Source organism: Roseibium hamelinense, assembly GCF_007830545.1.
GTDB classification, from domain to species: domain Bacteria; phylum Pseudomonadota; class Alphaproteobacteria; order Rhizobiales; family Stappiaceae; genus Roseibium; species Roseibium hamelinense.
The window spans coordinates 14,986-37,027 of sequence record NZ_VLLF01000010.1 but is presented as its reverse complement, the minus strand read 5'-3'; the positions used below and the strand labels follow the sequence as shown (position 1 = coordinate 37,027).

Annotated in this window: 26 protein-coding genes; 13 read left to right on the top strand and 13 right to left on the bottom strand. The window is 56.5% G+C overall.

Features of this window, described 5'->3' with window-relative positions; all coding sequences use genetic code 11:
- Positions 1–10: 10 nt before the first annotated feature.
- The gene (locus JM93_RS18265; protein WP_145346371.1) at positions 11–208 is read left to right on the top strand and encodes a Trm112 family protein; all 198 of its coding nucleotides are present in this window, start codon (positions 11–13) and stop codon (positions 206–208) included.
- 24 nt (positions 209–232) lie between these two features.
- Here JM93_RS18265 and JM93_RS18260 read toward each other — a convergent pair whose 3' ends face one another.
- Complete coding sequence (locus JM93_RS18260) at positions 233–523, bottom strand: YggT family protein (RefSeq protein WP_145346368.1); 291 nt, start codon at positions 521–523, stop codon at positions 233–235.
- Between the two features lie 218 nt (positions 524–741).
- On the opposite strand from JM93_RS18260, the gene JM93_RS18255 reads away from it, so the two are divergent.
- Positions 742–1,551, top strand: coding sequence for a MipA/OmpV family protein (locus JM93_RS18255; RefSeq protein ID WP_145346366.1), 810 nt, complete (start codon positions 742–744; stop codon positions 1,549–1,551).
- Positions 1,552–1,598: 47 nt separating this feature from the next.
- On the opposite strand, the gene JM93_RS18250 is transcribed toward JM93_RS18255, so the two are convergent.
- Positions 1,599–2,405: a pentapeptide repeat-containing protein gene (locus tag JM93_RS18250; RefSeq protein WP_208995300.1), complete on the bottom strand. Its 807-nt coding sequence runs from the start codon at positions 2,403–2,405 to the stop codon at positions 1,599–1,601.
- A gap of 78 nt (positions 2,406–2,483) precedes the next feature.
- Between JM93_RS18250 and JM93_RS18245 the strand changes: the two genes are divergently transcribed.
- A complete protein-coding gene (locus tag JM93_RS18245; protein ID WP_145346363.1) occupies positions 2,484–2,885 on the top strand; it encodes a hypothetical protein in 402 nt (133 codons plus the stop codon).
- Here the strand turns inward: JM93_RS18245 and JM93_RS18240 are convergent.
- The 4 genes from JM93_RS18240 to JM93_RS18225 form a co-directional block, all read right to left on the bottom strand.
- Positions 2,865–3,881, bottom strand: a complete 1,017-nt coding sequence (locus JM93_RS18240) for a patatin-like phospholipase family protein (protein ID WP_341874397.1) — start codon at positions 3,879–3,881, stop codon at positions 2,865–2,867. The genes JM93_RS18245 and JM93_RS18240 overlap by 21 nt on opposite strands.
- Before the next feature lie 27 nt (positions 3,882–3,908).
- Positions 3,909–4,691, bottom strand: coding sequence for a 3-hydroxybutyrate dehydrogenase (locus JM93_RS18235; protein WP_145346359.1), 783 nt, complete (start codon positions 4,689–4,691; stop codon positions 3,909–3,911).
- A 123-nt stretch (positions 4,692–4,814) separates the two neighbouring features.
- Positions 4,815–5,705: a 4-hydroxy-3-methylbut-2-en-1-yl diphosphate synthase gene (locus tag JM93_RS18230; protein WP_145346357.1), complete on the bottom strand. Its 891-nt coding sequence runs from the start codon at positions 5,703–5,705 to the stop codon at positions 4,815–4,817.
- A gap of 74 nt (positions 5,706–5,779) precedes the next feature.
- Positions 5,780–6,538 (bottom strand): hypothetical protein, encoded by a 759-nt coding sequence (locus tag JM93_RS18225; RefSeq protein WP_145346355.1) that lies wholly within the window; start codon positions 6,536–6,538, stop codon positions 5,780–5,782.
- Positions 6,539–6,728: 190 nt separating this feature from the next.
- Here JM93_RS18225 and ispG point away from each other — a divergent pair, with 190 nt between their 5' ends.
- The 4 genes from ispG to JM93_RS18205 all read left to right on the top strand — a co-directional run bounded on the left by ispG (position 6,729) and on the right by JM93_RS18205 (position 10,206).
- The gene (ispG, locus tag JM93_RS18220) at positions 6,729–7,991 is read left to right on the top strand and encodes a flavodoxin-dependent (E)-4-hydroxy-3-methylbut-2-enyl-diphosphate synthase (RefSeq protein WP_145346353.1); all 1,263 of its coding nucleotides are present in this window, start codon (positions 6,729–6,731) and stop codon (positions 7,989–7,991) included.
- 15 nt (positions 7,992–8,006) lie between these two features.
- Entirely contained in the window at positions 8,007–8,906 is a 900-nt protein-coding gene (gene pdxY / locus JM93_RS18215) for a pyridoxal kinase (RefSeq protein ID WP_145346351.1), read from the top strand.
- On the top strand, positions 8,903–9,649 hold the full coding sequence (locus tag JM93_RS18210; RefSeq protein WP_244300918.1) for a DUF429 domain-containing protein: 747 nt from the start codon (positions 8,903–8,905) through the stop codon (positions 9,647–9,649). The genes pdxY and JM93_RS18210 overlap by 4 nt, the downstream gene beginning before the upstream one ends.
- A 116-nt stretch (positions 9,650–9,765) precedes the next feature.
- A complete protein-coding gene (locus tag JM93_RS18205; protein ID WP_145346349.1) occupies positions 9,766–10,206 on the top strand; it encodes a hypothetical protein in 441 nt (146 codons plus the stop codon).
- Between the two features lie 6 nt (positions 10,207–10,212).
- Here JM93_RS18205 and JM93_RS18200 read toward each other — a convergent pair whose 3' ends face one another.
- Both JM93_RS18200 and JM93_RS18195 read right to left on the bottom strand, forming a co-directional pair.
- The gene (locus JM93_RS18200) at positions 10,213–10,656 is read right to left on the bottom strand and encodes an SH3 domain-containing protein (protein WP_145346347.1); all 444 of its coding nucleotides are present in this window, start codon (positions 10,654–10,656) and stop codon (positions 10,213–10,215) included.
- A 54-nt stretch (positions 10,657–10,710) separates the two neighbouring features.
- Complete coding sequence (locus JM93_RS18195; protein WP_155197523.1) at positions 10,711–11,442, bottom strand: glycoside hydrolase family 25 protein; 732 nt, start codon at positions 11,440–11,442, stop codon at positions 10,711–10,713.
- Between the two features lie 253 nt (positions 11,443–11,695).
- On the opposite strand from JM93_RS18195, the gene xth reads away from it, so the two are divergent.
- Positions 11,696–12,505, top strand: a complete 810-nt coding sequence (gene xth / locus JM93_RS18190) for an exodeoxyribonuclease III (protein WP_145346345.1) — start codon at positions 11,696–11,698, stop codon at positions 12,503–12,505.
- A 7-nt stretch (positions 12,506–12,512) separates the two neighbouring features.
- Here the strand turns inward: xth and JM93_RS18185 are convergent, their stop codons facing one another.
- Complete coding sequence (locus tag JM93_RS18185) at positions 12,513–13,388, bottom strand: aminotransferase class IV (protein ID WP_208995299.1); 876 nt, start codon at positions 13,386–13,388, stop codon at positions 12,513–12,515.
- A 107-nt stretch (positions 13,389–13,495) separates the two neighbouring features.
- Entirely contained in the window at positions 13,496–14,470 is a 975-nt protein-coding gene (locus JM93_RS18180) for an NADPH:quinone oxidoreductase family protein (protein WP_145346341.1), read from the bottom strand.
- A gap of 164 nt (positions 14,471–14,634) precedes the next feature.
- Between JM93_RS18180 and JM93_RS18175 the strand changes: the two genes are divergently transcribed.
- Positions 14,635–15,180 (top strand): RNA methyltransferase, encoded by a 546-nt coding sequence (locus tag JM93_RS18175; RefSeq protein ID WP_145346339.1) that lies wholly within the window; start codon positions 14,635–14,637, stop codon positions 15,178–15,180.
- A gap of 2 nt (positions 15,181–15,182) precedes the next feature.
- Here JM93_RS18175 and JM93_RS18170 read toward each other — a convergent pair whose 3' ends face one another.
- The gene (locus tag JM93_RS18170) at positions 15,183–15,749 is read right to left on the bottom strand and encodes a sigma-70 family RNA polymerase sigma factor (RefSeq protein ID WP_145346337.1); all 567 of its coding nucleotides are present in this window, start codon (positions 15,747–15,749) and stop codon (positions 15,183–15,185) included.
- A 271-nt stretch (positions 15,750–16,020) separates the two neighbouring features.
- On the opposite strand from JM93_RS18170, the gene JM93_RS18165 reads away from it, so the two are divergent.
- Together JM93_RS18165 and rlmN are read left to right on the top strand one after the other, a co-directional pair.
- Positions 16,021–16,527: an invasion associated locus B family protein gene (locus JM93_RS18165; RefSeq protein WP_145346754.1), complete on the top strand. Its 507-nt coding sequence runs from the start codon at positions 16,021–16,023 to the stop codon at positions 16,525–16,527.
- Positions 16,528–16,784: 257 nt separating this feature from the next.
- The gene (gene rlmN / locus JM93_RS18160) at positions 16,785–18,023 is read left to right on the top strand and encodes a dual-specificity RNA methyltransferase RlmN (RefSeq protein ID WP_170230736.1); all 1,239 of its coding nucleotides are present in this window, start codon (positions 16,785–16,787) and stop codon (positions 18,021–18,023) included.
- Between the two features lie 16 nt (positions 18,024–18,039).
- On the opposite strand, the gene JM93_RS18155 is transcribed toward rlmN, so the two are convergent.
- Both JM93_RS18155 and JM93_RS18150 read right to left on the bottom strand, forming a co-directional pair.
- On the bottom strand, positions 18,040–19,233 hold the full coding sequence (locus JM93_RS18155; RefSeq protein ID WP_145346335.1) for an amidohydrolase: 1,194 nt from the start codon (positions 19,231–19,233) through the stop codon (positions 18,040–18,042).
- A gap of 102 nt (positions 19,234–19,335) precedes the next feature.
- On the bottom strand, positions 19,336–20,166 hold the full coding sequence (locus tag JM93_RS18150) for an alpha/beta fold hydrolase (RefSeq protein WP_145346750.1): 831 nt from the start codon (positions 20,164–20,166) through the stop codon (positions 19,336–19,338).
- Between the two features lie 221 nt (positions 20,167–20,387).
- On the opposite strand from JM93_RS18150, the gene JM93_RS18145 reads away from it, so the two are divergent.
- Together JM93_RS18145 and JM93_RS18140 are read left to right on the top strand one after the other, a co-directional pair.
- The gene (locus JM93_RS18145) at positions 20,388–21,413 is read left to right on the top strand and encodes a GlxA family transcriptional regulator (RefSeq protein WP_145346332.1); all 1,026 of its coding nucleotides are present in this window, start codon (positions 20,388–20,390) and stop codon (positions 21,411–21,413) included.
- A gap of 100 nt (positions 21,414–21,513) precedes the next feature.
- Positions 21,514–22,026: a hypothetical protein gene (locus tag JM93_RS18140; RefSeq protein WP_208995297.1), complete on the top strand. Its 513-nt coding sequence runs from the start codon at positions 21,514–21,516 to the stop codon at positions 22,024–22,026.
- The last annotated feature ends 16 nt before the right edge of the window (positions 22,027–22,042 follow it).

The window sequence follows — 22,042 nt, the reverse complement described above, 5'->3', positions numbered from 1 at the left end:
GCATGAAAAAATGGGCGAAGAAAAATCTGAAGAACGGCAGATTGATCGCAAGCTGCTTGAGTTGTTGGTGTGTCCGGTGACAAAAACGACGCTTGAATACGACCGGGAAAAACAAGAGCTCGTTTCCAGAGCGGCGAAGCTTGCGTATCCGATCAGGAATGGAATCCCGATCATGCTTGCCGAAGAGGCGCGCCCACTCGAAGAGTAGACGCGGACTTTCCTTACGGCATACTCAGAAAACGTTCGGATAAACGTACATCACGATGATGTTCTGGATCAGAATGATGCCGAGAAGAACAATGATCGGTGAAATATCGATCCCGCCGAGATTTGGCATGATCCGGCGAACAGGCCTTAAAACCGGTTCCGTCAGATTGTAGAGCATTTGGCCAATCGCGGAGATGATCTGGTTGCTTGAGTTCACAATGTTGAAAGCGTAAAGCCACGAGAAAATCGCACTTGCGATGATAATGTACGTGTAGAGGTTCAGGGCAATCAGAACCACATCAAGAATTGCTCGCATCGGATACCTTCCATCGCATAATGCATCGGGCTTTCGTGATCATGTAGCGGTCGCGGCAGGTCTCTGCAACCCGGCTGTTTTGTTTGTCTGGCGCTCACCGGTTTGCAGCGGTGCGGAAATGCAACAGGTCGGCAGAAATCACATTGGACCGAGCCATTCCTTTAATTGGTTTGTGCTAGTGTCCGGCTAAAGTGAAGAACGCGCACAAGGTTGCCTGAATGACCGCATTGTTTTCGAAGTTCGCCGTGGCTGTCAGCAGCTTTGCCATTCTTTCTGGCAGCGCTGGCGCCGCATTTTCCCAAAACGGCACCGTCCCTTTGCCGCAGCGGCAGTATGTTTTGGATGTCGGTGTGGGCGGAATGGTTCAGCCGCGGTACGAGGCTGCAGATTCTTATCTGTTCGTGCCATTCCCCCTGATCTCGGTCGGGCGGTTTTACGTTCCAGGGCTGGGGCAGGTCGCCGACGGCAAAAAACGTCAGGGCGTGTTTTTCTATCCGTCGTTCAATTTCCTTGGCGAGCGCAAAGCATCTGACGACAGCGATCTTCGCGGAACCGACACGGTCGATTGGGCTCTCGAGCTTGGCGCAGGTGCAGGGTACCGGTTCCAGAATTTCCGGGTTTTCGCAGAGTTGCGTCAGGGGATTAACGGACACACCAGCCAGACCGGCCAAATCGGGGCGGACGGGATTTTTTATCCCGTGCCAAAAGTTGAGCTCAGCATCGGTCCTCGTGCCACTTTTGCCGCTGGTGACTACATGGACACTTATTTCGGTGTGACTGCAGCTGAGGCGGCAGCGAGCGGCGGAACACTGTCCGAATATGACCCGGGAGGCGGTTTCAAAAGCGTCGGTCTTGCCGGACGCGTCAGCTATGACTGGACGGACAGTGTCCGGTTGCACCTTCAGGGACGGTATGACCGGCTTGTCGGAGAGGCTGCAGACAGCCCGATTGCTAAGGTTGGTGATGAAAACCAATTCAGCATCGGGGTCGGTGTGACCTATCGCTTCGCGTTTGACGTGTTTAACTGACTAGTTTTATGGATATGAAAAAAGGCGCGGCGGAAAAGCCGCGTTTTTTATGAGCAGGGCTTGAGCTCGATACCATAAGGCAATTTGGTATTTTCGTCCGCACAGGCCCCGACGATGCGGGCTGGATCCATGCCTTTGGCGCCAGTCAGGTCCGCTCCGGCAAAACGCGTGTGGCGCAAGAGAGCTCCGGTCAAATCCACATTTTTTAGGTTGGCGTCGCTTAAATCCGCACTGGACAACCGTACGCCGCTGAGATCAGCACCTTCAAAGTTTGCTCCGCGGGCAAACACCCGGTCCAAGTCGGAATTGCGCAATCGGGCGTTGGAAAAATCGGCTTGGGTCAGGTCTACCCGCTCCAAGTCGACCCCATCCATTTTTGCATTCTTGAAGCTCGAGTTCGGGGCGCTGGCGCGAATTAGCGAGGCATGCCGCATGTCGGCCCTTTCAAAATTCGCCCCCGACAATTCCGTCCCGTTGAGGTCTGCGTCCCGCAGGTCGGCGCGATTGAATGTCGCCTCGATCATAGTTGCACGCTCCATGTCGACACCGCGCATGGAGGCGCCGGAGAAGTCGCTGTAATGGAGTTTAGCGCGTTCCATCTCGGTGCGTCTCAGGTCTGCATTTTTGAAATTGCTCTCGGTGAGAACGACTTCCTTCATGTCAGCTTCCCGGAGGATCGCCCCTTCGAAATCCGCCTCACGGATATCGAGGGCCCGCAATTCCCCAAGCCGCAAATCGCACTTCGGGCAGCCGCTCGCTTTTTCGATGGCGCTTATGTCCTGGGCGTCTGCGCTTTGAACAGTGCCCGCCAGGATCATAACCAGCATGACAGGAGCGAGGGGAAGGGGGCGCATGAGCATCTCGGGTAACCGTTGTTAGTTTTCGAGTTCTAGTCTGACTTAAGCATTGTTGGTGTCGGCTTAAAGGCAGAAATGATCGAAACTGCGCCGGATGATGAGTGCAGAAAGCACATATCGCTGTCAGGCCGACACGGTGTAGGTGCTGCAGGGCCACGTGCTAATCACGAGGAAAGGGGCAGGCGGGGTCGCAGGTGCCTGCCCCTTTCTTCTGAAGTCGCTGACGACGCACAACCTGACGATCAGCGTGCCAATTACATCGCAAAAGCCTTGCCAAATGGTTGGCAGCGAAAATTTTCAACCCCTAGCGGTCAGAGCGTGGCAATCGTCAAAATGTTGATTTTGTTTAAATTTTATTCACCATGGATGCATTGCATTTTGCAAGGCGCTCTGGCAAATCGTGTGAAAATGTATTTACCTCTTGCCGTTTTGATGCGCGTCGCTCATTGCATGCTGTCACGCAAATTCGGTGCGTAAATCGACCGTTGATTTCTCTCCAATAGCCTCAAAATTTTCGGCGACCCAGCGCTCAGCAGCCCGCCGTCCAATGGCTTTCAGTTCCGACAGGAACTCCCATTCCGCATTTACCTTCGAAGACGCCTGAAGCGGTTTGAGCTCTTCGCCATCGATGCGGTGAAAGTGTACTTTCATATAGTCCTGGCGTGAGAGCTTGCCCTCTTCGATCAATCGGCCAACAAAATCCACAGCGCGCAGCTCACGGGTTAGGGTGGAGTTGAACGTAATCTCATTGAGGCGGTTCAGGATTTCCCGGGCCGTTCGCGGGGTTTCTCGCCGTTCCATCGGATTGATCTGAACGAGAATGACATCGGGTGTGTTCGTCTCGTAGAACAAGGGGTAAAGCGGCGGGTTTCCCATATATCCGCCATCCCAATAGGGCTCACCGTCGATCTCAACGGCCTGGAAAAGGTGGGGCAGGCAAGCCGAGGCCATAACCGCATCCAAAGTGACGTCTTTTTCGCTAAAAACTCGGATTTTTCCGGTGTAGACATTGGTCGCGGCTACGAAGATCTTCAAACCGCTACATTCGTGCACAGCGTCGAAATCAACGACGCTGTCCACCACATCCCGCAATGGATTTATGTTAAGCGGATTGAATTCATAAGGCGAAGAGAAGCGGGATATGAGATCGAAGGCCAAATAGCTCGGCGAATAATCGAGGCTCCACTCGCCCAATGCAATGTCGACGGGAGAGCGCTTGATCGGGCTGAAAAACGCCTGCCGGCTGATCTCCCGCCAGAACGTATCAAGTGCCTCGCGCGCGCCTGCGTTGCCCCCTTTCTCGTGGCCGCTCGCCAACACGATGGCATTCATTGCGCCCGCGCTGGTGCCGGTAACACCGTCAATCTCGAACCGTTCGTCCTCGAGCAGCCAGTCCAAAACGCCCCAGGTGAAAGCGCCGTGAGCGCCGCCACCCTGGAGGGCAAGGTTTATCCGTTTCGGCTGAGTGGCCACAAACGCATCTCCGATTGACATGAAAGTTTATTGTGCGGTCCAGCCACCGTCGATTGGCAGGATCGAGCCCGTGATGGAAGCCGCGGCATCCGAGCACAGGAACACGACGAAACCTGCGACTTGGTCGACAGTAACGAATTCCTTTGTCGGTTGACCCGCCAGCATCACGTCCGTTTTGACCTGTTCCTCGGTAATTCCACGTGCCTTGGCCGTGTCCGGGATCTGCTTTTCAACCAATGGCGTCCAGACGTAGCCCGGGCAAACGGCATTGACGGTGATGCCTTGCTGGGCAACCTCGAGGGCTGCGGTCTTTGTGAAGCCGGCGATACCGTGTTTTGCGGTTACATATGCAGACTTATAGGGAGAGGCGACGAGCGCGTGTGCCGACGCTGTATTGATTACGCGGCCCCAGCCCTTTTTTTTCATGCCCGGAAGCGCGGCACGCGTTGCGTGAAAGGCGGATGACATGTTGATGGCGATGATGGCGTCCCATTTGTCGAGCGGGAACTCATCGACAGGTGCGACGTGTTGAATACCAGCATTGTTTACGAGGATATCAACGGCGCCGAATTCAGTTTGTGCCAAGTCGATCATGCCGGCGATTTCATCCGGTTTCATCATGTTTGCCGGCGAGTAAACACATTTGACGCCGAAGTCTTTTTCGATGCCCGCGCGCTCCGCCTCGATCTCGCCGGCATCCCCCAGGCCGTTGATCACGATATTCGCGCCTTCTTTGGCCAGCCCGCGAGCAATCGCAAGACCTATGCCGGATGTGGATCCTGTAACAACGGCGGTTTTGTTCGACAGCATTCCCGAAACTCCCTTTAGTCAGACCGGCACCATTTCATGAAGTTGTGCCGCGGTGCAATATACTGTTCGCTTATCGGGATCATGTGTCTTGCCCGTGACTGATTTTTGGTCGCGCGGCGGCCTCTAGCGGTCCTTTCCCATTTTGTTGACTCTCGAGAGTACGCGCGCTGCTTTCTCGCGGGCCAGATCACGAGATTGCGCGGCAGCTTCCATGTCCCGCTGGCGAAGGCCAACTTTTTCTGCAAACCGCTCCCGGATTAGCCCATAAAAGGTCGCGTGAAGGCTCGCGAAGACCCAGACACTTATCAACATCGTGCCCATGGGAAATGCCGCTGACCTGATTTGCTGCAGGATCGGATCTGCCGGCAGGAGTCCGCCAAACGCGGTGAGTACAAGCGCCCAAATGCCGACAAGGCAAAGAGCAAGCAAGCTCATGATCAGTGCGGAAAAGGCCATGGCCCACCCGAGGCCCGAGGTTGCGCGCCAGCTCTCTTTTAAGGTGAGCGGATCATCGACGGCAGCCGCAGGCAGAACGACGGAAAACCGCTGTACAACCATCAAGGATACGAATGGGGCGGCAAACAGAATGATCACGCCCAACCCGCCGGTAACCGCAGCAATCAAAAGCGAGACAATGACCAAGGGAATGAGGGCGGCAATGCCGATCAGCGACAAAACAATTTGGTTGATGATGACCTTGAACGTTCTGCTGCTGATTGTGACAGGAAAATCCTGAGCACCAATCAAGAGTTTACGCACATAAGCGATTGCGATCGAAAAACCGATCAGGACGTTTGCCAGCAAAGCCAGCAGACGCAGTGCTCCCTGGTCAGGGGCGGTCACGGGTTCGGTCATGTATGAGACGGTTGAAAAGCCTGCATTTGGCGCGAGGGCCGACCCGATGGCGAAATTCAGGGCTACCAACAAAAGAATGTAGGCCCATCCGGTCCGGAACAGCGTGCCGATGTTGTGCTGGGCCAAGGAAACAGACCTTTCAAGCACCGTAAAAAACATCTGTTCGTCTCCCGGATGTTCCCGCGTCAGCGCATACTCATTCGCTGCACATATAAGCCTTTCACCGGGACAAGTTAACCGCTCGCCGGTTGCTGGCGTTCCATCGCGATTCTGTAACCGGCGGTCAGCACGGAAATGCTGAGAACGGTTAGAAGAATTTGGACCAGAACGCTCAGAACAACGATCTTGAGTTGAATGAAAATGACCGGAAGGCTTGATGACAATTGCTGGACGAGGAATTGCAACAGCAGCATCAACACTCCAAATGGCAGGGACAGGGCGAAACTTGCGAAAAACAGCCGCCAACCCAGGCCCTCACTGATCCCATAGGCCTGCCTGAGGCCAATCGGGCGCTCAACCGCCGTTGCCGGTAGGATCAGCGAGAAACGAATGAAGGTGGGAATTGCAAAATACGCCACGATCAGGCCAATCACGCCTGCCGCAACGGCGCCACCGGTCAGTCCGCCGACCAAAAAAACCAAGAAAAAGGCAAGGCCAGCACATGCGCCAAGCATCAATGACTTCAAAAGGAACATGCCCTCGGTCTTGCCGAAATGAAGGTGGATCATCCCTGGCCGGTCGCCCAAAAGAGCGAAACGGTGCCAGGCAACGGCAATTGACGAGGAGGCGACAAGGCTGACCACCATGACGAGGAACGCGCCCAGTGTCGTTGCTGCGCTGGGTGCGGCGCCCGGCTCGGTTTGCCCGGCAAGTACTTGAATGCCCAGGGTCAGCACGAATTGGATGACGAACCAGGCACCGGTCACCTTAAACACGGTTTCGAGGTTCCAGAACACGAGATGAAAGGCGTCCGACATCAGTCTTTTGAGCATTATGCTGTCCAAATCCGTAAAATAAATATGTATCTTGGTTGCGCGCACTCATAACTCCGCTCGTTGGAATTGCAACCAAATGCGTATTTCACCTTGATGAAAGCTGCGCTCGCCATTGCCCTTTTGACTGTGGCACACTAATCAAGCGGGGGAACGATCTCACCGGCAATAACTTCGGATTAGTGAGCAGATGATCGACGATTTTGCAAAGCCGAAACAGCGCCGCCAATCGGTGCCAGTCCGGGTTGGCAATGTGACCGTGGGCGGCGATGCGCCGATTGTGGTTCAATCTATGACGAACACCGATACGGCGGATGCAGATGCCACAGTGGCTCAGGTCGCCGCGCTGGCCCGCGCGGGGTCGGAAATCGTGAGGATCACGGTCGACCGGCCTGAGGCAGCCGCGCAGGTGCCGCGGATCCGCGAACGACTCGATCGGATTGGTATCGATGTGCCGCTTGTCGGTGACTTTCATTACATCGGCCATAAACTGCTTGCCGACTATCCCGATTGTGCGTCCGCTCTTGAAAAATACCGGATCAATCCGGGCAATGTCGGGTTCAAGGCGAAGCGGGATACGCAGTTCTCACAGATCATCGATATTGCGCTCAAACACGACAAACCCGTTCGGATCGGCGTAAATTGGGGGTCTTTGGATCAGGAGCTGCTGACCAAATTGATGGATGACAACGCCGCCAGCGAAAACCCTGTATCGGCGTCTGCGGTCATGCGCGAGGCGATCATTCAATCTGGCTTGCTATCGGCTGAAAGGGCTGAAGCGCTGGGCATGGGGCGCGACAAGATCATCCTGTCGGCGAAGGTAAGCCAGGTTCAGGATCTGATTGCAGTCTATGCCGATCTGGCGAGCCGATGCGACTATGCCCTGCACCTTGGGCTGACAGAGGCCGGAATGGGCACCAAGGGTATTGTCTCCTCCGCCGCGTCGATGGGTATCTTGTTGCAGCAGGGCATTGGAGACACTATCCGGGTTTCGCTGACCCCAGAGCCTGGCGGCGACCGGACGCGCGAAGTGCAGGTAGCACAGGAACTTCTGCAGGTGATGGGTTTTCGCGCCTTTGTGCCGATCGTTGCCGCCTGTCCGGGATGTGGGCGCACAACATCCACCGTGTTTCAGGAGTTGGCCGGCGACATTCAGGGTCACATTCGGGACTCCATGCCGAAGTGGCGGGAGCAGTATCCGGGTGTCGAAAACCTCAACGTTGCAGTGATGGGCTGCATTGTGAACGGACCGGGTGAATCGAAGCATGCAGATATAGGCATCTCGCTGCCCGGCACCGGTGAAACACCCTCAGCACCCGTTTTTGTCGACGGCGAAAAGGTGGCCACCTTGCGCGGCGAGAGCATTGCAGACGAGTTCAAACAAATGGTGCTCGACTATATTGAGCGACGCTATGGCCAGGGCAGTTCTTCTTCCACCACAGACGCCGCATAACAGGCAGCCTCTCTCATGTCGCATGGCCTTCAAGATCCAGGTTCGGGGAAAAAAACGATCCTGGTCGTCACCTCCCAAGTTGTGCGCGGCGCGATCAGCGGCCGCGGGCTCGTGTTTGCGCTTGAGCGGCTGGGCCACACCGTCTGGTTCTTGCCAACCATTCTTCTGCCTTGGCATCCGGGGCATGGTCCGGGACACCGCATTGTGCCGCCGAATGACGATTTTGGGGCTCTGGTCGATGATTTGATTGCATCGGATAGACTTGGCGATGTCGATGCTGTCATATCAGGTTATCTTGGAGACAGCGGGCAAGCGGATGTCATTTCCCGGCTGGTTGCTGCGGTAAAATCCGTCAATCCGAAGGCGCTTTACTTGTGTGATCCGGTCATGGGTGATCATCAAAGCGCATCCGGCGGCGGGCTTTATGTTCCAGAGGCACGGGCAGAAGCAATCAGAGACACGCTTGTTCCAGCCGCAGACATCGTAACCCCAAACAGTTTTGAGCTTGGCTGGCTCACAAGTGCTGAAATAGGGACCGAGACCGAAGCGCTTCAGGCAGCACGTTATCTCGGCAACGAACGGGTGCTTGTAACCTCTGCGCCCGCTTTACGCCGAAATGCGATCTCCAATCTTCTGGTTGCGCCAGGTGCCGCCTATTGCACTGAACATGCCGCGATCCAGGATCCTCCCCACGGGACCGGGGATTTGATTGCGGGCCTGTTCTTGTCTGCCTATTTGGACGGCGCAGCGGAAGACGTGGCGTTGACACGCGCGGCGGCTGCAACCTTCGAGATCGTTGCGCGAAGCGTAAAACGGGAAGCGGACGAACTGCTTTTGGCACAAGAACAGCAATCGCTTGTCCGTCCAATGGCGCTTGTGTCCAACCGCCGGGTTTTGGAAGCAGCCCGGGCTTGAGTGGCGTCGCTGGGGAAAGCGGGATCTGGCTCGCAGGTGTCGATGGCTGCAAGTCCGGTTGGGCGGCGGTCCTGATGAAGTCTGGCGACCCGCAAAGTGCGAAGTTGCAAGTGTTCGATAAATTCGACGACCTTGTGAACGCAGTGCCGCGCTTGAGCACCATTGCCGTCGACATGCCGATAGGGCTTCCGGACATGGTTGGTGCCGGTGGGCGCGGGCCCGAGCAGTCAGTGCGCAAACACTTGGGCATGCGTCAATCCTCCGTATTCTCCGTTCCCTCGCGTATGGCGGTCTATTGCACGGATTATCCGCAGGCTTGCAAAGTTGCTCAGGAAACCTCGGATCCGCCGAGAAAAGTCTCAAAGCAAGCATTTTACCTGTTTCCCAAGATCCGCGAGATCGATGAACTGATGTCGCCTGCTTTGGAACAGCGCGTTTATGAGGTGCACCCAGAACTTGCCTTTTGGCGGCTGAACGGCGGCTGCGAGATGAGCTTGCCGAAAAAGGTCAAGAGCAGGGCAAATCTGGAGGGGCTCGATCAACGGCGGGATCTTCTTCTGGCGCATGGCTTTTCGCGAGTGTTTCTCGATCAAAAACGGCCGACGGGCGTGGGACGTGATGACTTTCTGGATGCGGCGGCCAACAGCCTGATCGCACAAAGGCTGCGGGACGGCCTGGCCGAGCCTTTCCCCGCCGAATTCAAGCGGGATAGCAAAGGTCTCCGGATCGCCATTTGGGTGTGACTTGGTGTTCGCGAAATGCGTGGCATGGGTTGCCTGCTGGGGCACAATTGAACACTCTGTTCCCTACGTAAACGGGGGAGCGACACGTGAGAGGCATTGTTATTCTTGGCGCATGGATGCTGCTGGCGGCGATGCCGGCACAGGCGAATGATTTGCATGCGGGGTATTATTATCCTCAGCCGGAAACGCGCGAGGTCTATATTTCCGAGGTGCCGATGGCCAATGATGCAACCGAAAGCTCCCGAGCGGCTTTTGTAGTTGGCCTTGCAGCGCAGCAGCTGAAACAAAGCCACGCGCCTGGCTATCATCTGTTTGCCAAGGGAGCGGAGCTGGAGAAGATCATCATCGTAGCCACGGGGCCGGAACGTTACGACAATCTGTTTCGCATGCGGGCGCTTCTCGCATCGTTGACCAGCATGGCGCGTGCTACCCCGTTATTTGCCCAGTCAGCACAGCCTTACGAGCTAAACTTCCTGGATTTTTGCAAGCTTATGGGGTTTGAGCAGGTCACGGTCAGCAACGGTGACAACTTTGCCCATCAAATCACGATTCGATAGCCGGGCTTAATACGGGAATGCAGGCCGGTAGGCGCGCGGTGGATAGCGGCGGTAGACGGGTGGGGGCTGTTGATACACCACCGGCGGCGGAGCCCGGAAAACCGGGTAATTCGGCGCAAGCCGCGGCACGCCGAGATTTCCGGCAATGCGCGAATAGGGTTGTCCGTAATAAGGGCCGGGAAGAGCTGAGCCAATATACTGGGCGGATACCCAGCCACGCGCCCCAGCATAAGCAGAATCGCACCAGCGGTAGTCGCTCGTGCAGCGGAATACGAAAACCGGTTGCCCGCGTGGAACTGTCGTGATCACCGGATAGTTGGTTCCGGGGCCAGCACGGAAATTCACGTTGCCTATGGAGATGGCTTCAAAAGGGCCGCCGGACTGGGCGAACGCCGCAGGGGATACCAGCAGGAAGAGAGCTGCTGCCAAAAGTGATTTGCACCTCGTCATATGCGAATTCCTTCCGTGTCTGCGTCAGCCCGTTCACCGTATCGTGATCCTAACCTATATATCCAAGTCTCCCTGGAGCCATTTTCTAAACTGGGAACGCGTCCCAAAAAAGGCATTGCGGTCAACATCACCGTTCACCCCGTCGACCCGGCCTTCGGCGGTGTATTGCCAAAACACCCAGTCATTGCGCTGCTCGTAGATATTATTCGGGAAGGCGGCGACCGACCGCAGCCAGAAATGCTCGCCTTTCAAGGCACCAACCAGCCGATCGCGGTGGAAGTCAACGGAGGAATAGATGACCGGACGTTTGCCGTAGTGTTTTTCGATTTCATCAAGGAAATGGTTCATTTCCCGCAGGATCTTCTCGCGTGGCGGGCGCTCAGTGCAGGTTTTTGAATGTGCGTTCCATTCCATATCCAGCACAAGCGGAAGCGCTTCCGGATCGACCGGCACGATCTGTTTAACCCAAGAGACCTGCTCTTCAACCGGGCGGCAGAAATAGTAAAAATGATAGGCGCCGCGCCGCACGCCGGCTTCCTTCGCACCGAACCAATTGTCATAAAACCGGGGGTCAGAGTGATCGCCGCCCTCGGTTGCCTTGATCCAGGCAAACTCGGTTCCGGCCCGTTTGACCCTGTTCCAGTCAATGTCACCCTGCCAGCGGGAAACATCGATCCCGTGAATCGCATAGTCCTCTGGTGTTGGATCGGGGAAATCATAGGCTGAGCAGGCCGCCAGAAAGGCAAAGCCAACGACCGTGCAGAGTGTCTTCAAAATGGCGAGCAAGGCGACCTCATTTGGTTAAGCAATAGTTGCTTGTGCCGCTCAAAATGCCGGGTTTTTACTAACGGAATATGGACGCGTTGCATTTGTGAACAAAATTTCGACGGTATTTTGCTCCCGGATGATCCCGCTGGCGCCTGGTCATGACAGCGCAGCACGATGGCCGTGGACTGGCGGCATAAGTGAATTCCATTTGCGGTCTCCCGGCGAATCCTTATGACTGACCCTGTTATTTTGGAAAACATACCGGGATCTCATGACCGACCGCCTCACCATTGTTACGTGGAACATCAATTCCGTCCGGCTGCGCATGCCGATTGTCGAAAAGTTGCTGGATGAGGTGAACCCGGACGTTCTCTGTCTGCAGGAAACGAAATGCCCGGACGCCAATTTTCCTGAAAACCCGCTCAAGAAACTCGGCTACGAACACATCCATGTACATGGTCAAAAGGGCTATCACGGGGTGGCAACACTGTCGCGGCGGGCGCTGGGAAATGTTGAACGCCGGGATTTTTGCGGCATGGGCGATTCACGGCACATCGCGGTCGACGTGCCGTTCAATGGCAGCGCCCTGCGGCTTCACAATTTCTATGTCCCTGCGGGTGGCGACGAGCCAGATCGTGCGGTCAACGACAAGTTTGCGCACAAACTCGATTTCATGGCGGAAATGCGGGATTGGCTGACGGGTGAAGAGACTTCAAAGCCTGCCGTTTTGGTCGGAGATCTGAACGTTGCGCCGTACGAACACGATGTTTGGTCGCACAAACAGCTCTTGAAAGTGGTGAGCCATACTCCGATTGAGACTGAGCTCATGGAAGAGGTCCGGGTGGCCGGGGGGTGGATTGATGCCATGCGGCGTTTCACACCGATGGAGGAAAAGCTCTACACGTGGTGGAGCTACCGGGCAAAAGATTGGGCGAAAGCGGACAAGGGCCGCCGTCTTGATCATGTTTGGGTATCTCAAGCGCTCGAAGGACATATCAAGAGCACTTCTGTGCTGAAAGATGCGCGCGGTTGGGAGAAGCCGTCGGACCACGCGCCTGTGATTGCCGTTTTCGAGGCCTGATCCGGCGTTACGCGGGATAGGCAATCTCCGTCCGGTTTTCCGGCCGGGTGGCCCATTCGAAATACGCCCGATGGATCGCATTGGTTATTTCGCCAGGTACTCCGTTCGAGAAAACCCGGTTATCGACCCGGGAGATCGGTGCAACGCCGCCACCGGAGGTGGTAACGAAGATCTCATCGCTTTGCATGAACTCGCTCAGTGGAAGTGGGCGAATCTCGGCCGCAATCCCATGCTCACGGGCGATGTCGAGCACCGTCCGCCGGCTGATCCCTTCCAGCACGCCTGAGTCCGGCGTAATGAGCCGGCCGTTTTTGACCGAGAACACATTGAAGCCGGGGCCTTCCGTAACATTGCCCGCGGCGTCGAGCAGGATTGCGGTTTCGGCGCCTGCGTCCTTGGCCTCGAACAGGCCGCGGGTAAAGTCTCCCCAGTGATAGTTTTTCACACGGGGATCCACGCTCTCTGACGGGATTCGCGCAACAGTGCGGGCGATGTGAGCATGTGCTCCGGTCTGCGCAATCTCGGGTCTGATGACGTGGATGTATGGCACGCACCAGGCGAAGAACCGGTTCTTGCAGTCGCGCGGGTCGCGGGAGCCTGCCACCATGTTCACCCCGCGCGTCGTGACCATCGCGACATAGGCCTTGCGCAGTCCACTTGCCGCGACCAGCCCATGCAAGGCGGCCTCGATCGCGGGCCGGTCCATATCCGGGTCGAGGCGGAGGGCCTGCATCGATTTGAGGAAACGGTCGAGGTAAAGCGGGAGCCTGAAAAACGCTCCGTCCAGAACCGGGACGACGTCATACGTGATATCCGAGTGGATGAGGCCCCAATCGTTGAGCGGAACTGATGCATCTGCAATCGGCATAATGCGGCCATTCATCCACGCCGCGCCCGTCGATAGGTCCGGCGCGAGATGATTCGGGGTGCCGTCTGTCTGTTGTGCGTCTATGGGGGTCTCCGTCGCGCCGCTGTTTTGTTGGACCATGTTTATGGGGTAACGATCACCTTGCCCTTCACCTTGCGGTCTTTCAGTTCATGCAAGGCTTTTGGAATGTCGTCAAGTCCATAGGTCCCGTGGATGTGCGGTTTGATCCGGCCTTCCGCGACCCAACCAAGCAGCAGTTCCATATTGGCTTTGTGTCCGCCCGGGTCCCGAGAAACGGCATTGCCCCAAAAAACGCCCTGAACATCACAGCCCTTGAGCATGACGATGTTGAGTGGGATTTTCGGAATGTCGCCGGACGCGAAACCGATCACGAGATAGCGGCCTTCCCATCCCGTTGCGCGTAGGGCCTGTTCGGACAAGTCTCCCCCCACCGGGTCATAGACAACGTCCACACCGTTTCCGTCAGTCAGTTCCTTGAGCGTTTCCTTTAAGGGTACGGCGGAATAGTCGAGCAACTCATCGGCACCGAGCTTTTTGGCAAAGCTCAACTTGGCCAAAGACGAGGCGCATGCGATGACACGCGCTCCCATCAGTTTGGCAATCTCGACCGCTGCCTGGCCGACACCGCCTGACGCGCCAAGAACGGCAACCGTTTCTCCGGGTTGAAGACGCGCGCGGTCACGAAATGCATGCAGGGTCGTGCCGTAGGTCACTGTAAGACCGGCCGCGATCTCGAACGGAACTCCGTCGGGTAGCGGAATCAGGTCGTTCGCGCTTGCAAGGACCAGCTCGCGGGCAGCGCCCCATTTCATGTAGCCCATCACCCGGTCACCGGGTTTGAATTGCGCCACATCGCTTCCAGTCGCTTCGATGATTCCGGCAAATTCGGCGGCAGGAGAAAACGGCAGATCGGGTTTGAACTGATAGTTTCCTTGGATAATCAGGGTGTCGAAGAAATTCAGCGCGCAGGCTTTTACCCGAACGAGGATTTCAGATGCTGAAGGGGCCGGGTCCGGCAACTCTTGAACCGTCAGGGTTTCCGGCGGGCCGAGTTTCTGGCAAAGGCTAGCGCGCAAAACCTACTTCCTTGTCTTTCACACCCAATGTCCGATTTTGCTAGCATGCCGATATGCGCTCATCATCCCCTCCGAAAGCCGTAGAACCGCGCAGCTCTTGTGTTGATCGCCGGTTTCGGCCTAAACGGACCGCACAGTCGAAACCTTGAGATGTAAATAACACCATGCGCGGATATTTCGCAGTCGGGGCCGAGGGTCTTTCCAAACGCATGAACCTTGGAACCTTGATGCGTTCTGCACATGCATTCGGTGCCAACTTCTTTTTCACAGTCGATGCGGCGCAGAACCTGCGCAAAGCACCTGCTTCTGATACGTCAAAAAGCCCGGGGCACTTGCCGTTGTTCAATTGGGACAGCGTTGACACCATGGACTTGCCGCGCGGCTGTCAGCTTGTCGGGATCGAGCTTACCGAAGATTCCATTGATCTGCCGAGCTTCGGCCACCCGCTGCAGGCCGCGTATGTCTTGGGTCCGGAGCGCGGGTCTTTGTCTGACGAGATGCTGTCCCGCTGCGATCATGTGGTGAAAATCCCGACAAAGTTCTGCATCAACGTGGCTATGGCCGGGGCGATCGTCATGTATGACCGACACCGGGCGCTTGGCCGATATGCGGACAGGTCTACCACGGCCGGCGGGCCAAAGAGCGAGCGGCCAAGACATGTCAGTGGCGGCCCGGTCATGAGAACGGGCCGGAAGGTGCCGGGAACCTGAGGCTAGTCGACGTCTACCGCTTGGTCGGCTTCGATCACCTGGCGCAGACGGCCGAAGGCAAGCCGAATACGGGATTTAACTGTGCCAAGCGGCAGTCCCGTCCGGTCGGCGATTTCGCTGTGCGATAATCCGGTGAAAAAAGCCTGCCGAACCACGTCCTGCTGTTCATTTGGGAGGGATTTCAAGGCTTCGCGCACCCGCTCTTCGCGCAGACGGGCGTCCATTTCGGAAGCAACATCTGCCGGCGCGCTGGGCTGCAGAGAGGGATCTTCGGGGTCCAGCTCCGCGGTTTTCTGGCGCCGCAAACGGTCGATACGCCGGTTCCGCGCGATTCGGAACAGCCACGTGCTCGCAGACGACTTAGACGGATCAAACAATTCCGCTTTCCGCCACAAGGTCACCATGACGTCTTGAGCGATCTCTTCAGCAAGGTTGGCGTCGGCGCCTTGCTGCATCAAATAGCCCTTCAGACGCGGTGCGAAATGGTCGAAAAGCTCCGCGAAAGCGGATCTGTCGCGGTCTGATGCAACTTTGACGACCAAGTCTGAATAATACTGCAGCTGACCCACCAACCGCTAACTCCGTTTTTCTTCTCGTTGTGTTTAGCAGGTTCACACAAATACGGAAGAGGTGACGCCACACTCTTGCCGAATTTATCGCGAAACCGTGGTTGCTCAAGACAGGGAAGACGTTCGATCCGATCCGGCGAAAACGCCGCCTGAAAAACTTCAACCCTTTCGTAACCCGCTTTAAGTTATCATTAAAGCAAGGTTTATATGTCAGGTGGCATTTGAATAGAATGTAACCAATCGACTGAACGATCCAAACGGTGTGGAGATGATGCAAGCAAAAACGCTGGTTCTGGCCTTTTTAGGTCTTGTCCTTTCAAGTGCAGCGGCTTTCGCACAAACCCCGACCCTGCTGAAACAGCACAAGGATTGGGCCGCCTATTCCCTGTCGAGCGGAAGCGGGAAAGTCTGTTACGCCCTAACCAAACCCACACAAATGCTGCCCGGCGACCGGAACCATGGAGACGTTTTCTTCTTCGTGACTTCCCGCCCAGCGGAAGGTGTGAATTCGGAGCCGAGCCTGCTGGTCGGATATCCGCTAAAGGCGCAGTCGACCGTCACCGCCGATGTCGATGGAAACGGGTTTACCCTGTTCACCAACAATGATGGGGCCTGGGTGGAAAATGCAGCGACTGAAGCCCAGCTTGTCGCAGCGATGAAAGCGGGCCGCGAAATGACAGTGCGCGGCGAATCGAGCCGGGGCACTAAAACGACCTATCGTTTTTCCCTGTCGGGCGTGACTGCCGCAATTGATACGGCTGCGCAGGCCTGCCGGTAATTCGGCCCACGATCTGAGTGTTTTAAGGGGCCGGGAAACCGGCCCTTTTTCGTGAGCTGCCGCATGGCTGATCTGCAGCGTTCTTGCGGCCAAAATCTTGCAATTTTCCGGTTTTGCCGCTACGACGTCCCGCAAATGCGCGCCGATTGTTAAGCGCGCCCCAAAGCCGGTGGACGTTGAAGCTTCAATATGGGCGCCCCGCCACGTCGGCCAATTGCCATTCAGACCGGCTGCGCCGGCCGAATTTGGATCAGAAAATGGTGACAACGATCGACATCGCTCGGGACAATCCGAACGCCAAGACTATTGCATCGACCGGTGCCTCACATCTGGTTGGCGAGGAGAAGCCGACGCTGATCGGCCTGTCGCGCGAGGAACTTGGCGAAGCTCTGGGAACGATCGGTGTGCCGCAAAAGCAATGGCGCATGCGGTCGTCGCAGCTGTGGCACTGGCTCTACGTGCGCGGTGTTTCCAACTTTGCGGACATGACGAACATCGCCAAGGATCTGCGTGCCAAGCTTGATGAGGCGTTCACCATCGCCCGTCCAAAGATCGTGTCGGAACAGATCTCCGTCGATGGAACCCGCAAGTGGCTGTTCCAGTTTCCGCCGCGCGGCGCCGGAAACCCCGTCGAAGTTGAAACCGTCTACATCCCGGAAGAAGGCCGTGGAACGCTTTGTGTGTCGTCCCAAGTCGGCTGCACTCTGACCTGCACGTTCTGTCATACCGGCACGCAAAAGCTGGTCCGCAATCTGACATCTGAAGAGATCCTCTCCCAGATCCTGATTGCCCGCGACCGGCTTGGCGATTTTCCGGATGCACACACGCCGCAAGGCGCGATCGTACCGTCCGAAGGCCGTCTGGTCACAAACATCGTCATGATGGGGATGGGCGAGCCGCTCTACAATTTCGAGAACGTCAAGAAGGCGCTTTTGATCGCTTCGGATGGCGACGGACTGTCGCTTTCCAAGCGGCGGATCACCCTGTCCACATCCGGCGTTGTCCCGGAGATTTTCCGGACAGGCGACGAGATTGGCTGCATGCTGGCAATTTCCCTCCATGCTGTTCGGGACGAGGATCGCGACATCCTGGTGCCGATCAACAAGAAGTGGAACATCAAGGAACTGCTCGACGCCTGCCGCAACTATCCAGGCCTGTCGAATGCCAAGCGCATCACCTTTGAATACGTGATGCTGAAAGACATCAACGACAGCAACGAAGACGCGCTGGAGCTGGTCCGGCTGCTCAAGGGCATTCCGGCGAAGATCAATCTGATCCCGTTCAACCCCTGGCCGGGTTCGCAATATGCCTGTTCCGACTGGGAGCGGATCGAGGAATTCGCTGACATCGTCAACAGGGCCGGTTACGCCTCGCCGATCCGTACACCTCGGGGCCGCGACATTTTTGCCGCCTGCGGCCAGCTGAAGTCAACCTCTGAGCGTATGCGCAAAAAGGACCGGGATGCATTGAACGCAAAAAAAGCCGCTGTTTACTGATCCCGGGATTCGGATTTCAATGCCCGGCATCTTCAGACAACGACAACCGAATCAGGTTTGAAAACATCGTAATTCCCGGCACGATCAAGTCATCCGGGAAATCATAGTCCGGGTTGTGCAGGTCCGGCTGGTTTTCGCCTGCACCGAGCCCGAACATGCCGCCCTCATAGCGCTGGGTGATTTCGCCAAAGTCTTCGCCCCAACGGAAGGGCCGGTCGATTGAAACAAACTCCGCATTCGCGTCCGCTGCCGCCCTCTTGATCATACCAAAGGCCAACTGGCTGTTGGCATTGGCCGCAAATTCTTCCCTTGTTTCAAATGCGACGTGAAGACCATAGGCCTGGGCCAAAGCCCGCGCCTCTTTCGCCAGTTCTTGCCACATCCGCTCGACCACACCACCGTCGGCGGCCCGAAGCGTGTAGTGAACCTCGCCACTTCCCGGACAAACGCCCGAAGATTGCACGCCCATACCGGTATAGATCGGCACAATCAGCGCGTAGGCATCAGGCTTGTCATAACGCGCCTGGATTTCCCGCGCTTTAAGGGTAAGTTCGGCCATAGCGAAGGATGGGCTTGCGCCGGTTTCCGGCTGGGCGCTGTGCGCTTCCTTTCCGGAAAATTTGACAGCGGCGTACTTCACTGCCGAAGCAAAGGTCCCTGTTTTGCAAACCGCGGCTCCTTTTGGAAATCCGGGCAGATTGTGCAGAGCGAAGGCCAAGTCCGGCCGGATAGTTTCAAAGTTCGGGTGCAGACAACAGGTCCGGGCGCCGGTTCCGGTTTCTTCGTCCGGCTGAAACAACAGAACAACACGGCCTTCGTCCGGGCGTTTTGCCAGCGTTTGGGCTACACCGGCCATGATCGTCATGTGGCCGTCATGACCGCATTTGTGGCCGACACCGTCATAGACCGACCTGTAGGTTAGATCTTGATTCACCTCATGAATTGGCAAGGCATCCAGCTCGGTCCGGAGCATCACCGTTTTGCCTGGTTTTTCGCCGCTATAGACAGCGGCAAACCCGGCCCCGGCTAGTGGAACAAAGGCATCAGGTGCCGCATAGTCTGCCAGAAACTGGCGCATGTACTTTGCGGTCTCGACCTCCTGGCGGGAGACTTCCGGATGCGCGTGCAGCCAATGCCGTAATTCGATTAACTGAGTGAGATGAAATTTCAATTCCGGACCTATTTGCAATTCCCGAAGTGTTGGAAGCACTCAAGCATATCCAAAAGCTGGCCAAGGCCAAACCCTGCCCGGTGACACATCAGCTGGAACGCGTGACAAGCGGCAAGCGGGGCCAACCTGGCCCCGCTTTTTTTAGCTTTCGATGAAAGCCAGCAGATCGGCATTCACCTCATCCGGATGGGTTGCAAAGAACCCGTGGGACAGACCGGCATAGGTTTTTTGCGTGCCGTTTTGCAAAAGCTTGATGGCTTTGTCCGCGGAATTCGCAATCGGGACAACCTGATCATCGCCGCCGTGCAGCACCAGCACCGGAACATCGATCGCCTTCAGATCCTCGGTTTGATCGGTTTCCGAGAACACGGCAATGCACTGATAATGCGCAGACGCGCTGCCCATCATGCCCTGGCGCCACCAGTTCTGGATGAGGCCCTGGCTGACGTCTGCACCTTCCCGGTTGAAGCCATAGAATGGGCCGGAAGGCACATCCAGAAAGAACTGCGCACGATTGTGCGCCAGAGCCGCACGCAATCCGTCGAACACCTCCAACGGAATGCCATCCGGATTGTTTTCAGTTTTCAACATCAATGGCGTAATGGCACCCAGCAGAGCAGCCTTGGCAACCCGGCCAGGTTCAGCCCGCGCAACATAACGTGCGGCTTCACCGCCACCGGTGGAATGCCCGATATGAACAGCATTCTTCAGGTTCAGCTCCCGGACAAGCTCTGCAACATCCGCGGCGTAGGTGTCCATGTTATGGCCCCGGTCCGTCTGTTCCGACCGGCCGTGCCCGCGCCGGTCATGCGCAATCACCCGATAGCCCTTGGACAGGAAAAAGAGCATCTGGTTGTCCCAGTCATCTCCGCTCAGTGGCCAGCCGTGGTGAAAGACGATCGGCTGAGCATCGGTCGGACCCCAGTCTTTGTAGAAGATTTCAGTTCCGTCCGTGGTTGTGAAAGTCGCCATTCTCAAGTCTCCATCGTTTTTGGATGTTGCCGCGGCAAAGCCGGGCACAGCGGCAACCGCGAGCAGCGCTCCGCTGCCTTGCAACACCTGCCGCCGGTTAGGGATGAGGGTTTTAAGATCAGTCATTGGTCTTAGGTCTCTGCCGTTGTTTCGACATGGACACAGATAGATGTTTGGGCGTACGCTCAGAATTGGCGTAAATGACTTTCATCGAGGCATAAGTGACAAATCGTCTAGGGGGCTGTATCGCAGAAATTGCCCTGCTGAACTATCCGGACTGCCAACTTGCTGCCGTGCACGGGCTTACGGACCTTTTTCGCATCGCCAGCGAATGGTCCGATGCTGGCTCAGACCGATGGATCAGGGTCACACACTGGGCTTCCCATGCAGGCACCAGAAGCCCTGAGCTTACCTGCACCTTCGATACACATCCCGGTGCCGATCATCAGCCAGACTACGTGATCGTTCCGCCGAGCATCGCCATGCCGGAAAAGATGCAATCTGTTCCAGAGGCCGCCAAATGGCTCACTCACCAGCACGGGCGGGGCAGCCGGATCTGTTCGGTATGTGCAGGTGCATTCGTTTTGGCAGAGAGTGGGCTGATCGATGGCCGGCAGGTGACGACCCATTGGGCCTTCGCTCAAGAACTCTCCTCAAAGTACCCTAAGGTTAGCGTTGCAGATCAGCATATGGTTTTAGACGACGGCGACATCATTACTGCCGGTGGAATTCTCGCATGGACCGATCTTGGATTGACACTGGTGGACCGTCTCATGGGACCCAGCACGATGCTTGCGACTGCCCGCTTTCTGCTGATTGATCCCCCGCGCCAACTACAGCGGCCTTTCAGCCAGTTCATTCCAAGATTTGACCACGGCGACGATTCAATCCTATCCACCCAGCACCACATTCACGCGCACGTTGCCGCCCCGCACAGTCTCGAAGAGCTATCAAGTATTGCCAACCTCGGTGGCCGCACATTCCTGCGGCGTTTTGCGAAGGCAACCGGCCTGAAGCCAACGGAATATGTCCAAAATGTCAGGATCAGCAGGGCACGCGAGTACTTGGAACTCAGTGTAAAGACGGTTGATCAGATTACATGGGAAGTTGGATATTCCGATCCGGCAGCTTTCAGGAAAGTCTTTCATCGGTTGACCGGCCTCACCCCGAACAGCTACCGGCAGCGGTTTGGATTGGTTTTTGCGCATAAACACCAGGAGAAAGAAAAGAAACCGATCAGTTCCTAACTTAGCTGTGATTTGAACGTGACAACGGGTCTCTCCATTTCCTGGGAGCCGGGAAGCACCTCCTGGCTTTTCTGCTGAACAGAAACCCAAGGAGACGACTATGACTTCAATTGGTACCAGCATGCCACGACGGCGTAAGACCGACACTCCGCCGGTCTCTCCCTTGCCCTCCGCTGCTGCCATCCTGACCGTTCTGATCGCTGGTGCGGTCGCTTCCGGCCTTTGGGAAATCTGGGCCCGTGCGATCACACCCTTGTTCATCGGTGGGCCGCTTGAGGCTTCCGCATTGGTGAAATCGAGCTTTGGTATCAACTCCAGTTTCCTGGCCGAAACCATTCACATCGTCACCGGCGTGATTGCCTATCCGCTGGGCTATCTGCTCGTTGCCCGGCCACTCGCCAAATACTTCCCGATTAGCCTGCCCTGGCCGATTGTTGGCGCTGGGTTCGGTGTCGGCCTGTGGGTGTTCGCCATGTATGTGATGGCACATCTTGTTGCCGGATTTCCGCCGTTCCTTGGGTTCGGAAACCTTGCATTGGCTTCGCTTTACGGTCACGTGCTTTATGGCGTTGCCGTCGCTGCAATCTTCCGGCTCCGAGATGCCGACAGCTAACATCAGCAACTTCCGG

Coding starts and splice junctions, on each gene's coding strand:
- rlmN (WP_170230736.1), top strand. CDS start 16,785: ATGGTGACAACGATCGACATCGCTCGGGACAATCCGAACGCCAAGACT.
- JM93_RS18200 (WP_145346347.1), bottom strand. CDS start 10,656: ATGACGAGGTGCAAATCACTTTTGGCAGCAGCTCTCTTCCTGCTGGTA.
- pdxY (WP_145346351.1), top strand. CDS start 8,007: ATGTCGCATGGCCTTCAAGATCCAGGTTCGGGGAAAAAAACGATCCTG.
- JM93_RS18150 (WP_145346750.1), bottom strand. CDS start 20,166: ATGGCGACTTTCACAACCACGGACGGAACTGAAATCTTCTACAAAGAC.
- xth (WP_145346345.1), top strand. CDS start 11,696: ATGACCGACCGCCTCACCATTGTTACGTGGAACATCAATTCCGTCCGG.
- JM93_RS18245 (WP_145346363.1), top strand. CDS start 2,484: ATGATCGAAACTGCGCCGGATGATGAGTGCAGAAAGCACATATCGCTG.
- JM93_RS18260 (WP_145346368.1), bottom strand. CDS start 523: ATGCGAGCAATTCTTGATGTGGTTCTGATTGCCCTGAACCTCTACACG.
- JM93_RS18185 (WP_208995299.1), bottom strand. CDS start 13,388: ATGAATGGCCGCATTATGCCGATTGCAGATGCATCAGTTCCGCTCAAC.
- JM93_RS18250 (WP_208995300.1), bottom strand. CDS start 2,405: ATGCGCCCCCTTCCCCTCGCTCCTGTCATGCTGGTTATGATCCTGGCG.
- JM93_RS18205 (WP_145346349.1), top strand. CDS start 9,766: ATGCTGCTGGCGGCGATGCCGGCACAGGCGAATGATTTGCATGCGGGG.
- JM93_RS18175 (WP_145346339.1), top strand. CDS start 14,635: ATGCGCGGATATTTCGCAGTCGGGGCCGAGGGTCTTTCCAAACGCATG.
- JM93_RS18265 (WP_145346371.1), top strand. CDS start 11: ATGGGCGAAGAAAAATCTGAAGAACGGCAGATTGATCGCAAGCTGCTT.
- JM93_RS18230 (WP_145346357.1), bottom strand. CDS start 5,705: ATGTTTTTTACGGTGCTTGAAAGGTCTGTTTCCTTGGCCCAGCACAAC.
- JM93_RS18140 (WP_208995297.1), top strand. CDS start 21,514: ATGACTTCAATTGGTACCAGCATGCCACGACGGCGTAAGACCGACACT.
- JM93_RS18255 (WP_145346366.1), top strand. CDS start 742: ATGACCGCATTGTTTTCGAAGTTCGCCGTGGCTGTCAGCAGCTTTGCC.
- ispG (WP_145346353.1), top strand. CDS start 6,729: ATGATCGACGATTTTGCAAAGCCGAAACAGCGCCGCCAATCGGTGCCA.
- JM93_RS18165 (WP_145346754.1), top strand. CDS start 16,021: ATGCAAGCAAAAACGCTGGTTCTGGCCTTTTTAGGTCTTGTCCTTTCA.
- JM93_RS18235 (WP_145346359.1), bottom strand. CDS start 4,691: ATGCTGTCGAACAAAACCGCCGTTGTTACAGGATCCACATCCGGCATA.
- JM93_RS18225 (WP_145346355.1), bottom strand. CDS start 6,538: ATGCTCAAAAGACTGATGTCGGACGCCTTTCATCTCGTGTTCTGGAAC.